Source organism: Flavobacterium jumunjinense (genome assembly GCF_021650975.2).
GTDB classification, from domain to species: domain Bacteria; phylum Bacteroidota; class Bacteroidia; order Flavobacteriales; family Flavobacteriaceae; genus Flavobacterium; species Flavobacterium jumunjinense.
Genome location: NZ_CP091285.1, coordinates 988449 through 1003414 on the forward strand (window position 1 = coordinate 988449; position 14966 = coordinate 1003414).

Below are 14966 nucleotides of genomic sequence, written 5' to 3' on the forward strand. Positions count from 1 at the left end.
TTTAATTCATTGGAACTTTATAAAAAACACCTTCAGAAAAAGTAACAACATCTCCACTATCATTCACTGCGTTTAATTGAAAAGTTCCTGTAATAGTACCATTCTCAATTTTAGAAACAACAACTTTACCATTACTTTGCTGAACATTTGAAATCTTAAACCTTGCATCTCCATTACCACCTTGAACTGTTACAATTTCTCCAGCTTTATAATTTGCTCCTCTAGCTTTCAACTCTAACTTAGTAATTGCACCTACAGGGCTAACCTCAGTTATTTTAAAAACTAAACCAGCTCCATTACTTGTCGTTGTTATATTTGTAGTCATCGCAGAATTATTCAATGAATAACCTGTTCCAGCATTTTCCTTAAGGTACTCATAAACAGGCCCAGGAACAATTCCTGTAGTATACTCATTTATACTCAATGCAGAACCAACCGTATAAGTCCCAAAATTCAACATATTTTCTGTTCCCAATGGAAATCCTGAGATAATTGGAGCACTTAACTTTATTGTTAACACTTCAGAACCTCTATATCCTTTTATAATTAAAGCTCCTCCAGCATCAACAGAAACGTTTGTCTCTTTTGCTTTCCAACTAACTCCATTTAATCTTGCTTGAATTGTTGGTGTATTATCTTCTGTTTCATTAACACATGATGTTAACAAAAACATCCCTAATAAAACTATTACTATTTTTTTCATTATAAATCTATTTTTAGCGAGTAAGAGACAAAAATAATTTTTTTAATTTAAACAGCACATAAAAAAGACAAAAATATTTATAACTAAGGTAGTTAATTCTAAAACAAAGTTTTGTATATTTGCGCCCTTAAATAACTGAGGTCGGGAACCTCAAAATTAATCAAAAGATTATGCCTGTAAAAATTAGATTACAAAGACATGGTAAAAAAGGGAAACCTTTTTACTGGATCGTAGCAGCTGATGCTCGTTCAAAAAGAGATGGTAAATTCTTAGACAAAATCGGAACTTACAATCCTAACACTAACCCTGCTACTATCGATTTAAATTTAGATAGTGCTGTACAATGGTTGCACAATGGTGCTCAACCAACTGATACTGCAAGAGCAATCTTATCTTACAAAGGTGTTTTATTAAAACATCACTTAGATGGAGGAGTTCGTAAGGGTGCTTTAACTCAAGAACAAGCTGATGCTAAATTAGCTACTTGGTTAGAAGAAAAAACAGGAAAAGTTGACGTTAAGAAAGACGGTTTAAGCAAAGCACAAGCTGATGCGAAAGCTAAAGCTTTCAAAGCAGAACAAGATGCTAACGCTAAACGTATTGCTGCACAAACTGAAGCTTTAAAAGCTGATGAAGTTGTTGCTACTGAAGAAGAAGCTCCTGCTGTTGAAGAAAACAATGAAGAAACTGAAGCTTAATTTTTAATATTAAATCGTAATTATGCATAAAAAAGATTGTTTCTATTTAGGTAAAATTGCGAGAAAATTTAGCTTTAAAGGTGAAGTCCTAATCTTTTTAGATACGGATGAACCTGAATTGTATCAAAATTTGGAATCAGTTTTTGTTGAATTAAACAAAACACTGGTTCCTTTTTTTATTGAAAAAAGAGCAATACATAAAGATAAATTTTTACGTGTTCGCTTTGAAGATGTAGAAAATGAAGCTGATGCTGATGCAATTATGAATTGCGAAGTTTATCTTCCACTTTCAATGTTACCAAAATTAAGCGGTAACAAATTCTACTATCACGAAATTATTGGATTTGAAGTAGAAGATCTTCGTCTTGGAAACATTGGAATAATGAAAGGTGTTAACGACAGTAATGCTCAACCACTTTTTGAAATTACCAAGGGGGAAATAGAAATTCTAGTCCCAATGATTGATGATTTTATAATAAAAATTGATCGAAGCAACAAAAAAGTAATCCTTGACACTCCTGAAGGGTTAGTAGACCTTTACTTAGAAGAATAAAATACAAAAATAAACCTGTTAGAATTCATCCATGAGCACTACTTTCAATTTTAAACAATTCAAAATAGAGCAAGACAAATGCGCTATGAAGATAGGCACTGATGCTGTTCTACTAGGAGCTTGGACACCTTTAACCAATAACCCATATAGTGTTTTAGATATTGGAACTGGAACTGGAATCTTAGCTTTAATGTTAGCTCAAAGAAGCAATGCTGAACAAATCGACGCTCTTGAGATTGATGAAGATGCTTACGAACAAGCAACAGACAATTTTGAAGAATCTCCTTGGAACGATAGATTGTTTTGCTTTCATGCCGGTTTAGATGAATTTATGGACGAACCTGAAGACGAATACGACATAATTATTTCAAATCCTCCTTTCTATACAGAAGATTACAAAACAGAAAGCTCTCAAAGAGATTTAGCTCGATTTGAAGATGCACTACCTTTTGAAGATTTAATTGAAGCTGCTGATTTATTACTTTCAGAAAAAGGACTATTCTCCGTGATAATTCCTTTTAAAGAAGAAGAGCGCTTTTTATCCTTAGCGAATGACTTCGAACTTTATCCTATAAAAATTACTCGTATTAAAGGAACACCAACTACAGAAATAAAAAGAAGTTTATTGGCTTTTACTAAAACCCAACAAACACCATTAATAGACGAACTAATTATTGAAATAGCACGTCATCAATATACTTCAGAATATATAAATCTAACTAAAGATTTTTATTTAAAGATGTAGCTTTTTATTTTTTATTTATCCTATTATAAATCTCAATAACTTCATCTTTACTGGTTACATGTAGTTTTTCATAAATATTCCTTACATGAGTTTTAATTGTATTAACACTTACATTTAACTCTTCTCCTATTGAGGAGTAACTTTTCCCTTTAGCAAGATAGGTTAGCACCTCATTTTCACGATCAGAAAGTTCATTTATTTTTTTTTCTTGAAATGACTCCACAACCATTCGAGCAATCTTAACACTCATAGGAGCTCCTCCTTGATTTAATTGCTCTAATGCTTCAATTATCTTCTGCTTTCCACTTACTTTCGTAATATACCCAACAGCTCCAACACATAACGCTTCAAAAACAAAATTCGACTCTTCATTAACAGTTACTACAATAATGGCAATATCTGGAAATTGTTTCTTTATAATTTTAATACCTTCTATACCATTTATCCCTGGTAAATTAATATCCATAAAAATGACATCAGGGCGTAATTCATTTAGTTCAGGTATCGCTAATTCGCAACTTTCAAAATCACCTATAACTTCAAAATTCTCTGTAGAATTAATGATATCTTTATATGTTTTTCTGACTAATTCGTAGTCTTCTATAAGGACAATTTTTTTCATACTTCATATTTAAAAAAACTTTTTTTTCTTTTACATTTTGGATATACCATTTTTATAAAATAATAAAAGTACCTTTTTTATTCTTTAATACACAAGAACAACTATAAAAACATTTTTTCAATCCATTTTACCTTAACTAATCCTATCATTTAATGGTTAAAGTATATATACTTACGATTTCATACATTTTATTTTTTATTAGTATTTGATACTTCCCAGCAGGCAACATAAGCTTGGGAATTTCTTCTTTATTTAAAATTTCAACAATATCAACAGGAATTCCTTCATGCTCATATTCGTTGTCTTTGTACGCTAAAGCCAAGACTGGATATTCCTTTATTTTTGATTTAGGGATGGAATATTTTTTACTCTCTTTACTTAGCGAAAGCCAATCAGGTCTATTATTATAATATTTTGTAATGGGATGAATAATTTGACAATCTACTTGTTCCGCATTGGACAATCCATTAAAAAGACTTCCTTTTTCATCTATCAACACTACTGAAGATGTATTATTAACCAGTTCAATTACAGGATTAGTAAATTTCAAATCACTCTTCTCAGAGTAGATTACTTGATCTATGGAAAAAGGATTCTTGTTGGTTAATTCTTTTAACTTCCCTGCCATTGCTTTCTCCCAACGCTTTATTTTAGGCATTCCTTCTATCACATGATCGTATCCGCAATGAATTAAAAACTTAGAATTTGGATTTTCGTCTATGATTTTTTTAATATTCTCCGCTTGCTCTATTTCTCTTTCTTTACCATTTTTTCCATCAGTAGCTTCATATTCAAACAACGTAAATCCTATTTCTAAAGCTTCTCTAATAAGATTTGCCATTTGCGGTTCTTTTACATAGTAACCACTTTTTATAGTTGGAAATTTCCTATCATTAATTAAGGTATCCGACAAAGCTTCGAGTCCAAAAAAGCGGTATCCATTTTCATATAATCCTTTTAACAATGAAGCAGTAAATACTCTATGTCTTGCATTATGGTGTGCTTCATTTATTATAATTATTTGTTCTGCTTTTGAACGTTCTATAATGTACTCTTTTGCGTTTTTGGGATTAAATTTTTTAATGAACAAGCTGTCCTCTACAGTAAGCTTTTTAAAACCTCCACCATTCTTATCCCAAGTTGTTAATGCCTCATGATAATACCCACTTGTTGCATATTCTGTAGCTCCAAGTTGGTATTTCCAAGCTAATGTGTCCTTTTCAATTGCAGCATTAATATCTTTAGAAAATTGATACTTTTCTTTAGGTACTTGTGCAATGAGTATATTATTTAGAGACAGTAAACAAAGAATGTAAATTACTTTCACTTTATTTTTTTTTAAATTATGCCTCTGAACACTATTTCTATTAGAAACATCTTTTTAAGAAAAACACATAAAACCACCACAGATTAGGCGATTTTATGTGTTTATATTGTATTTATTTTACAAAAACCGCACTTACATGTGCATCTGTTGTTCCGTTTGTAAGATTTGTAGCAACGCCATTTTTCCAAAGTTTGGCTACAGAAAAACCATCCTCTCCACCAACTCCATTATATTCTGTACCAGAAACATATACATCGTTCCCAGAAACATAAATAGAATTAGCATAAGCATATTGGTTTCCATCTGTAAGGTCTGTAGCGACACCATTCTTCCAAACTTTTGCAACACTTTTAGTCCCGTTATATTCATAACCCGCAACATACACATCGTTTTCTGAAACACAAATAGAATTAGCGCCAGCTTGATAAATTCCATCTGTAAATGCAGTTACTTCTCCATTTTTCCAAAACTTAGCAACATATGGTCCTCCATTAGATACATGACCAGAAACATACACATCGTTTCCAGATATGAAAACCGAATTAGCTTCAGCATGCTGGCTTCCATCTGTTAATGACGTTGCAACACCATTTTTCCATATTTTAGCTATATTTTTTGTTCCATTAGACTCTCTACCAGACACAAAAACATCATTACCTGATACAAAAACAGAATAAGCACTTGCACTTAGCGTTCCATCTGTAAGATCTGTAACGACTCCATTTTTCCAAAGTTTAACTACTCCCATGTTATTACTATTGTATTCATAACCTGTCACATACACATCATTTCCTGAAACAAAAACAGCGGTTGCATAGGCACGATGATTCCCATCTGTAAGCGCAGTTGCCACACCATTTTTCCAAAGTTTGGCGACATCATTTGTTCCGTTCTCTTCATAACCTGCTACATAAACATCATTCCCTGAAACATAAACAGATCTAGCCATTGCATCTTGACTTCCATCTGTTAGATTTGTTGCTACTCCGTTTTTCCAAATTTTGGCTACATTATTCGTTCCGTTATACTCTTGCCCAACTGCATATACCGATTTCCCTGTATTTGTTTCTGTTGCGCTATCGTCTTTACTACAAGAAAACAGTACTGTACTTACTGCTACTAAAAATATTTTTTTCATTTTTTATGTTTTTTTATTCTACTATTACTTTTTTATTTGCTTTTCCTGCATTGGTAACAATATCAACATAGTACATCCCTTTTGACAAAGAGCTTGTATTTACTTTAGATGAATTAGTAGTTGCAACTTGTTGACCTAAGTTATTATATACCGTTATTGCTTTTAATTCTAAACTATTTTCTAAATCTACTTGAAAATGGTCTTTTGCTGGATTTGGAAAAATTGTCACTTGTTTGTAAAACTCAAAATCATTTGCACTTAAAGCACAATTAGTACTGTAGGATGCTGTTGTGTCTTTATTTACCCAGCTTGCAGCGCTATAAGCCACATCATCAACTTGTATACACGATAAATTAGGATTGTTGTTAGCACTCAAATAAGCTACATTATTGTTATTTCCATTTGCTACATTTAAATTAATCAATTGATTGTTATTACATTCCAATTGTGTTAAAGCTACATTTTGAGAAACATCTAAAGTTATTAATTGATTGTGGTGGCATTCTAAAACTGTTAAAGCCGTATTTTGAGTCACATATAAACTTGTTAATTGATTATTTTGACAACTTAAATCTTTTAAAGCAGTATTCTGAATCACATTTAAACTTGTTAGTTGATTGGAACGACAATATAAAGTTGTTAAAGCTATATTCTGAGTTACATCTAAACTTATTAATTGATTATAGTGACAACGTAAATCTTTTAAAGCGGTGTTCTGAGAGACATCTAAACTCATTAATGAATTGCCAGCACAATCTAAATGTGTTAAAGCAGTATTTTGAGTCACATCTAAACTTGTTAATGGATTGGAAGAACAAACTAAATGTGTTAAAGCAGTATTTTGAGAAACATCTAAACTCGTTAATTGATTGGAAGAACAATACAACCTTATAATATTTACAAAAGCCTCAATACCCGTTAAGCTTGAAATATTTTTAGAACCAACATTTACAAGCCCAGTGTAGGCTATTGCTTCTGTAACTTGTATTTCTCCGTCGTCATTAGTATCTATTTTTGAAATACCAGATCCTGTAATTGTTACACCATGTGCTAATAATGCATTTTTAAAATTCGCATCTGAAATATTTACGTTTTGAGCATAATTGTAGCTTGTGAAAGCTAAGGTTAAAAGGAGTAGTGTTTTCTTCATTGTATTTTACATTTATTTTTATGCAAAATTCGACATAGTTGTAAAATAAAAAATCACCCGAAATGGGTGATTTTTTGCTTAATAAGCAATCTTTTGATTACTCTATGATTATTTTTTTATTTGCTTTTCCTGCATTGGTAACAATCTCAACATAGTACATTCCTTTTGATAAAGTACTTGTGTTTACTTTAGATGAATTGGTAGTTACAACTTGTTGCCCTAAGTTATTATATACCGTGATTGTTTTTAATTCTAAACTATTTTCTAAATCTATTTGAAAATGGTCTTTTGCTGGATTTGGGTAAATGATAACTTGTTTGGAAAGTTCAAAATTATTTGTACTTAAAGCACAATTTGTGCTATAAGATGCGGTTACATCCTTATTTACCCAATTTGTAGTGCTGTAAGCCACATTGTCCACTTGTATACACGTTAAATTAGGATTGTTGGTAGCATGAAAATAAGTTAAATTATTGTTATTTCCATTTGCAACATTTAAATTAATTAATTGATTATTTTGACATTGTAATTGTGTTAAAGCTATATTTTGAGTCGCATCTAAACTTGTTAATTGATTATTAGTACAAAACAAATTCGTCAAACCCGTATTTTGAGTTATATCTAAACTCGTTATTTGATTGCCTGAACAAGACAAACGTGATGTTAAAGCAATATTCTGAGTCACATTTAAACTCGTTAATAAATTAGCACCACAAACTAAATCTTTCAAAGCCACATTTTGAGTCACATCTAAATTCGTTAATTGATTAGAATTACAAAATAAAGTTTCTAAATTTGTATTTTGAGTCACATCTAAACTAGTTAACAAATTGAGACCACAACCTAAAACTGTTAGAGCCGTATTCTGAGCGATATTTAAACTCGTTAATTGATTAGAACTACTATTTAAATAGGTTAGAGCCGTATTTTGAATCACATCTAAACTTGTTAATTGATTATTATTACAATCAAAACGTATTAAAGCGGTATTCTGAGTCACATCTAAACTCGTTAATTGATTATTTTGACAATATAATACAGTCAAATTTACAAAAGCCTCAATACCTGTTAAGTCTGAAATAGATAAACCATAACATTCAATAGCTCCTGTAAAAGCACTTGCTTCCGTACATTGTATTTCTGTGTCGCTGTTTGTATTAATTGTAGCATTACCTACTAAGTATGCTTTAAAATTCGCATCTGGTATGTTTACTATACAAGAAGTGCAATTTGTACTATAAGATGCCGTTGTGTCTTTTTGCCAGTTACCATTATTTGGAGGAGTAAATCCATTATCAATTTGAATACAAGTTAAATCAGGATTATTATTAACTAATAAATAAGTTAAATTAATATTATTTCCATTCGCTATATTCAAACTCGTCATTTGATTGGAATGACATTGTAATTCATCTAAGACTGTATTCTGAGTCAGATTTAAACTCGTTAATTGATTGTTATTACAATATAAATATCCTAAAACAGTATTCTGAGCCACATCTAAACCTGTTAATTGGTTGGAAATACAGGTTAGTTCTATTAAAGTGACATTTTGAGTTACATCTAAACTTGTTAATTGATTGGAAGAGCAATTTAAATATTCTAAAACGGTATTCTGAGTTACATCTAAAGTTGTTAATAGATTGGAAGAACAACCCAAACTAGTTAAAACTGTATTTTGACTTACATCTAAACTTGTAAATTGATTGTTATTACAATTTAAAGTTGTTAAACCTATATTTTGAGTTACATCTAAATTTGTTAATTGACTGATACCGCAAGATAAAGTTTCCAAAGCTGTGTTCTGGGTTACATTTAAATTCGTTAATGGATTGGAAGAGCAATTTAAAACTGTTAAAGCTGCATTTTGAGAAACATCCAAACTCGTTATTTGATTGGAAGAACAACTTAAAACTGTTAAAGCTGCATTTTGAGAAACATCCAAACTCGTTATTTGGTTGGAAGAAGAATATAGTTCTAATAAAGCTGTATTCTGAGTCACATTTAAACTCGTTAATTGATTGAATGAACAATATAACTTTGTTAAATTCACAAAAGCTTCAATACCCGTTAAGTTTGCAATAGATAAACTTTGACAATTAATTGTTCCATTAAAAGCACTTGCTTCAGTAGACTGTATTTCTGTGTCGCCGTTTGTATTAATTGCTGTATTACCTACTAAGTATGCTTTAAAATTTGCATCTGGAATGTTTACGTTTTGAGCATAATTGTAGCTTGTGAAAGCTAAAACTAAAAGGAGTAGTGTTTTCTTCATTGTATCTTACATTTATTTTTGTGCAAAATTCGACATACTTATAAAATAAAAAATCACCCGAAATGGGTGATTTTTTATTTTATAAGCAATCTTTTGATTACTCTATGATTATTTTTTTATTTGTTTTTCCTGCATTGGTAACAATTTCCACATAATACATTCCTTTTGATAAAGAGCTTGTATTTACTTTAGATGAATTGGTAGTTACAACTTGTTGGCCTAAGTTATTATATACCGTTATTGCTTTTAATTCTAAACTATTTTCTAAATCTACTTGAAAATGGTCTTTTGCTGGATTTGGATAAATGCCAACTTGTTTGGAAAGTTCGAAATTTGGATTGGACAATGCTGAAGTAGTGATTTTTCTTATTTTTTGATTGTACCAATCAGAAACAAATATATTTCCATTGGAATCGATAGCAATACCTGTTGGCGAACTAAATTGAGCACTACTTCCCTCTCCATCTTGAAAACCATTTCCGTTACCAGCAATAGTCACTACCGTTCCATTAGCGTCTATTTTTCTTATGCTAGAACTAATTCTATCTGTAACAAACACATTTCCAGAATTATCTACTTCTATATAATTTGGCCCATTAAACTGCGCAACACTAGAAGTCCCATCTGTATTACCTGACTGACCTGTTCCAGAAAAAGTAGATACATCTCCGTTTGGAGTCATTTTTCGAATCACTTGATTATCATAATCAGCTATATATAAATTACCATTGGTATCAAAATCTAAATCTATTGGGTTATTAAAATAAGCATTAGCACCATTTCCGTTTACAAAACTTTGATTTTCACGATTTCCAGCTACCGTTGAAACATCTCCTGCTGGTGTAATTTTTCTAATACAATGATTATTTCTATCTGCAACAAATAAATTCCCATTGGCATCAATAGCTATTCCTGAAGGGCTATTAAATCTTGCATTTGTACCATTTCCATCTAAATAATATCCTTCTATTTCATAAACTGGATTTCCTGCAAAAGTACTTACGTCTCCAGAAGGTGTTATTTTTCTAATACAATGATTTCTTCTATCTGCAATAAAAATATTCCCTGTAGTAGTATCAATTGCCAATCCATAAGGCTCAAAAAAACTAGCTTCTGCAACAGTTCCATTAACATAGCCATAATTCCCCCCAGCGATTAAAGTTACCGTTCCATTACTTGCTATTTTTTTAATGCTATTTGTCCCGTAATCGGTTATATATAGATTATCATTAGTATCGATTGTCATTCCGCAGGGTGCATTAAAAAATTGACCTGTATCATTTGACGCGAAAGTATTCACCGTATAAGTTTGTGAATAAAAGATGCTCGTGAATAAAAAAATTGAAATGAAGTAAATTTTTCCCATGTTTATATGTTTTATTTTTTTACAAAATTCGACATAGTTATAAAATAAAGAATCACCCATTTCGGGTGATTTTTTATTATAAATGCACAAACTTTATTAAATTAAAAAATACGATTTGAAAACTTTACTTTTGTTCCTTTGCTTGCATTTATTTCTAACTTTCCTTGTATTTTTAGAGCTCGTTTTTCCATATTAATCAATCCATTTTTACGTTTTAGACTGGTTATATCAAATCCCTTCCCATTGTCTGCAAAGGTTATTTTTAATTTATTACGGCTTACTTTTACTTCTAGACTACAATTAGTCGCTTCAGAATATTTTAATGTATTTGTCATTGCTTCTTTAAACAATAATAACAATTGTCTAGACCAATAGTAAGGCAATTTAACATGTTCCTTTTCAACATCAACATTGCTATTAAATTCTATGTTACTAGATAAAAAAAGTTCTTCTCCGAAATCTTTCAAATAAAAAATCAACTCACTTAAGTCATCATTTTTACTATCTATACTCCAAATAAAGTCTTTAATTCCGAAATACAGGTCTTGAGCATCTTTATTTATCCTAAATAATTGTTTAAACCAAACAGAAGACTTAAACACCTCATCTTCAATCATCATCCCAGAAAGCACAGTTATCCCTGCTAGTTTATTCCCTAACTCGTCATGAAAATCTTGCGCAACGTTTTCTCTTACTTCACTTAATTCTTTTTGCAAATTTTCATTATAAGCGATTGTTTGCCTTAATAGTTCATTGCGCTCTTTTACATGTTGGAATCTGAAATATAAAATTAAAGTAAGTAAGCTTGAAATAAATAGAGTGATTAAAGAATAACTCCACCATTGTTTATACCACGGTGCTGCATTTGTAATATTGTATTTTTTTGAATAATTCCAATTGCTATTTGTGTTTCTAGTTCTAAAAACCACATGATATTCTCCATATTGAAACTTAGTGAAATCTAATAAATCTGTTTTTAAAGATTCCCATTCACTATTATTTATTTTATATTCCGTAATAATTTCAAAATCATCATAGGAAATTACATTTACAGAAAATTTATTTTCCGTTCTATTAATATCTAGAATTGGGCTTGAAACTGGAGAAAAAGCATTTTTATTATCTATTTTCATGCTTCCATTGTTACCCACTAACCAAATTTGCTGATTTTCATCTTCTACTATTTTTTGAATGTAAGATGAATTTTCCTTTGCATTTTTGTAAAAACTATAAAAAACTTCCTCTTTAAATATAGAAAACCCTTTTTGTGTACCTAACCACAGTATTCCATGATTATCTAGTAATAAACAATTTATATTTAATGACAATAAGCCAATATTTTCATTATAATTTTTAATTTCGTCCTTTTCTACAATACTCAATCCATTAATCGTAGCAATATATATCTTTTCTCCATCAATAACAACATCTCTAATATCATCATTTAAAATACCATTTTGAGAAGTAATTTCCTTTTCTAATTTCAATGTATTTAAATTGTAAATAAACAAACCTTTATTTGTGCAAGAATAAATTTTATCCTCTTTTTTCACCAGTCTTCTAATGGCTCCATCGAAAAGAAACTTATACCACTTGTCTCCTTTTTTAATTAAAATATTATTATCTCCATGCTTAATAAGCATAGTAGAGTCTTGATATACTAAATGTTCTAAACTTGATATTTTAACATTCGTTTCAAATATTTGTCTTACTACAGAACTTCCCTTACTCTCCTTAGTTTTTAAAAGAAGAGTATTTTTAGTAAAGTCATCAAACTTCCAAAGAGATTCTTTATACAACAAAGAATCTCTTTGGTTCCTATTCGTATCAATCCCTATTATTTTACTTGATGTTAAAAAAAATATTTTCGATTTAACAGTAACCGCATCGTAGATATTATTATTTTGCAGATCACTCTTTATTTGAAACCGACTTTCTAAAGAAAGCTTAAACACTCCAGAACCATAAACACTTATCCAGATATTTTTGTCTTTATCAATAAAAACATCACTAACTTGTTTCCCTCCTAATTCTTTTTCTGTTACGTCAAAGAAAGTATTCTTTTTAATATCCCAAACAACTACTTTTTCGGCTTTCCCATCATTTTCTTGCAAAACAAGAACCATAGTGTTGTTTTTTATACTTGTTCTTCTAATGTTACTATTTTTAAATGAAAATGTTTTTCTACTAATTATTTTATCTTTCGAAAAAAAAATAACTCCATTATTAGTAACCGCAAAAAAAGAATTATTAGCGATTTTTTTTATATCATTGATATATTCATTTTTTAAGAAAGGAAATACTGGCTGTACTTGGGTTGGACTAATAACTTTAAAAACTCCTTTTAATGTTTCGTTTGAAAATAATGCATCATTAAAAAGATAAATTTCGCCATCAACAACTTCAAATTGAGGCTTTACAATATTTTTAACTACGGTACTGGTTGTTGGAACAAGTGTCTTATCTAAATAGTAACTAACTATTGTCTCCTTAAAATTTTCTTTTCCTTTAAAATAAAAATGATATTTATGACCAGTTCCTTTTGCAAATAAGTATTTAGATAAATTCTCAATTTTATTAATCTTAGATTTTACCTGATTCTTATAAGGTATTATTTTGTCTTTTTGTAATATTTGCATTCCTCCACCCCAACTTGCTATTGCAAAAGTTGAATCATTAACTTCACAAACATCAATAACATAATTAGACAGAAGACCCTCTTTTATTTGAAATACTTTAAAATCTTTACCATTAAACTTTACTAATCCATCATCTGTCCCTAACCAAATATATCCTTTATTATCTTGAATAATACCATAACACAAATCATGAGGTAATCCGTTCGAAGTATTATAATGCGTAGTTTTATACTGCGCAGTACTCCAAAAAAAAGAAAAAAGTAATACTTGGATTAGAAGTCTTATCATTCTATTAGATATTAATTTCTATTTCCTTCAATAATATTATAAATTTCTAATGCTTTACCATCTGTCAAAAGCGAAACAAAATGACATATATGCAATAATTGATCGTATACACTTTCTTTTTGAAACTGAAAACGATCGGGTAATAACTTTAAAATGATAACATCATAACTTGAAGCATTACCTTCAATTTTATTATGATAAGCTGTACAGAATTTATCCAATAATGTATTGATTATTCTATACCCCACCACTTCTTTTTGAACCACTTCTTTACATTGATAAACATTAGCAACACTAAGCTGAATAATATCATTCATTTGCGCGTTGTATTGACTTTTATCCATCAAAGAAAAAGGAAAATTTCCACTCAAAATAGCATCTTCATTTTCCATAAATACTTTTACAGCATCATTAATTAAACTCCCAATTGCCAATGCTCTCAAATAACTTACTCTATCTTCTTTGTTCGTTAATTGATGATATTTTTTAATATCGATACCATTTTTAACTAACTTGATCAAATATTCTAAGGCATATTCTTCCTGAATTAGTCCTAAATTAATACCATCTTCAAAATCGATAATAGTATAACAAATATCATCTGCTGCTTCAACTAAATAAGCCAAAGGATGTCGTTCAAAACCAATATCATTTCCTGTTTTATTCGAAATCAAACCTAATTCTTTTGCAACATCTGCAAAAAAAGCTTTGTCTTGTTGAAAAAAACCATATTTTTTATCGCAAATTCGCGAAGTCGGTTTCTTTGGCAAACTTTCTTTAGGATACTTCATAAAAGCACCTAAAGTAGCATACGAAATACGCAAAGCACCTTCAATTCCTTCTCTTGAAGTTGTAAGTACAGAAAAACCATTTGCGTTTCCTTCAAAATCAATTATATCTTGCCACTCTTTATCAGTAAGCTTGTCTTGATATTGCTTTCCTCTTCCCGTTTTAAAATATTCTCCAATTGCCTTTTCTCCTGAATGACCAAAAGGTGGATTTCCAATATCATGCGCTAATGAAGCAGCAGCAACTATTGTTCCAAAATCATTCATTTGATAACCATGTTCTGCTAAATAAGGTCTTTTTTCCAGAACTTGTTTACCAACCAAACGACCAATTGAACGGCCAACTACAGAAACCTCTAAACTATGTGTTAAACGATTGTGTACAAAGTCTGTTTTAGAAAGCGGTATAACTTGCGTTTTATCTTGCAAGCTTCTAAAGGCAGATGAAAAAATAATCCTATCATAATCTACTTCAAAACCCAAACGCGTATCATCTTGATCTTTACGCAATCTTTTATTTGTATCACCATGACGTTTTAAAGACAATAATTCTTCCCATTTCATTTTGTTTTCCATCACTCTTACCTAAGTTTATTTTTAATTATTCAGACCTCAAAGATACAGAATTAGATAAGTTTACAAACTAGTACCAGTACTACTTGTTTCAAACAATG

General features: G+C 30.3%; 12 protein-coding genes. 3 read left to right on the forward strand and 9 right to left on the reverse strand.

What is annotated here, in order from left to right:
- Position 1 precedes the first annotated feature (1 nt).
- The gene (locus tag L2Z92_RS04615; RefSeq protein ID WP_236457671.1) at positions 2-703 is read right to left on the reverse strand and encodes a DUF6252 family protein; all 702 of its coding nucleotides are present in this window, start codon (positions 701-703) and stop codon (positions 2-4) included.
- A gap of 170 nt (positions 704-873) precedes the next feature.
- On the opposite strand from L2Z92_RS04615, the gene L2Z92_RS04620 reads away from it, so the two are divergent.
- The 3 genes from L2Z92_RS04620 to L2Z92_RS04630 all read left to right on the forward strand — a co-directional run bounded on the left by L2Z92_RS04620 (position 874) and on the right by L2Z92_RS04630 (position 2699).
- Positions 874-1401 carry a 30S ribosomal protein S16 gene (locus tag L2Z92_RS04620; protein ID WP_236457672.1) on the forward strand — a complete coding sequence of 176 codons (528 nt, stop codon included), beginning with the start codon at positions 874-876 and terminating at the stop codon, positions 1399-1401.
- Between the two features lie 22 nt (positions 1402-1423).
- The gene (gene rimM / locus L2Z92_RS04625) at positions 1424-1954 is read left to right on the forward strand and encodes a ribosome maturation factor RimM (protein ID WP_236457673.1); all 531 of its coding nucleotides are present in this window, start codon (positions 1424-1426) and stop codon (positions 1952-1954) included.
- 85 nt (positions 1955-2039) lie between these two features.
- Positions 2040-2699, forward strand: coding sequence for a tRNA1(Val) (adenine(37)-N6)-methyltransferase (locus tag L2Z92_RS04630; RefSeq protein WP_236457674.1), 660 nt, complete (start codon positions 2040-2042; stop codon positions 2697-2699).
- Between the two features lie 4 nt (positions 2700-2703).
- Here L2Z92_RS04630 and L2Z92_RS04635 read toward each other — a convergent pair whose 3' ends face one another.
- The 8 genes from L2Z92_RS04635 to dgt form a co-directional block, all read right to left on the reverse strand.
- Positions 2704-3321, reverse strand: coding sequence for a response regulator transcription factor (locus L2Z92_RS04635; RefSeq protein ID WP_236457675.1), 618 nt, complete (start codon positions 3319-3321; stop codon positions 2704-2706).
- A 145-nt stretch (positions 3322-3466) separates the two neighbouring features.
- On the reverse strand, positions 3467-4648 hold the full coding sequence (locus L2Z92_RS04640) for a hypothetical protein (RefSeq protein ID WP_236457676.1): 1182 nt from the start codon (positions 4646-4648) through the stop codon (positions 3467-3469).
- Between the two features lie 112 nt (positions 4649-4760).
- On the reverse strand, positions 4761-5786 hold the full coding sequence (locus tag L2Z92_RS04645) for a hypothetical protein (protein WP_236457677.1): 1026 nt from the start codon (positions 5784-5786) through the stop codon (positions 4761-4763).
- 13 nt (positions 5787-5799) lie between these two features.
- Positions 5800-6936, reverse strand: a complete 1137-nt coding sequence (locus L2Z92_RS04650) for a T9SS type A sorting domain-containing protein (protein ID WP_236457678.1) — start codon at positions 6934-6936, stop codon at positions 5800-5802.
- Between the two features lie 97 nt (positions 6937-7033).
- Entirely contained in the window at positions 7034-9211 is a 2178-nt protein-coding gene (locus L2Z92_RS04655; protein ID WP_236457679.1) for a T9SS type A sorting domain-containing protein, read from the reverse strand.
- 97 nt (positions 9212-9308) lie between these two features.
- Positions 9309-10577: a T9SS type A sorting domain-containing protein gene (locus L2Z92_RS04660; protein WP_236457680.1), complete on the reverse strand. Its 1269-nt coding sequence runs from the start codon at positions 10575-10577 to the stop codon at positions 9309-9311.
- Between the two features lie 101 nt (positions 10578-10678).
- Positions 10679-13504, reverse strand: a complete 2826-nt coding sequence (locus L2Z92_RS04665) for a sensor histidine kinase (protein WP_236457681.1) — start codon at positions 13502-13504, stop codon at positions 10679-10681.
- An 11-nt stretch (positions 13505-13515) separates the two neighbouring features.
- On the reverse strand, positions 13516-14856 hold the full coding sequence (dgt, locus tag L2Z92_RS04670; protein WP_236457682.1) for a dGTP triphosphohydrolase: 1341 nt from the start codon (positions 14854-14856) through the stop codon (positions 13516-13518).
- Positions 14857-14966: the final 110 nt, after the last annotated feature.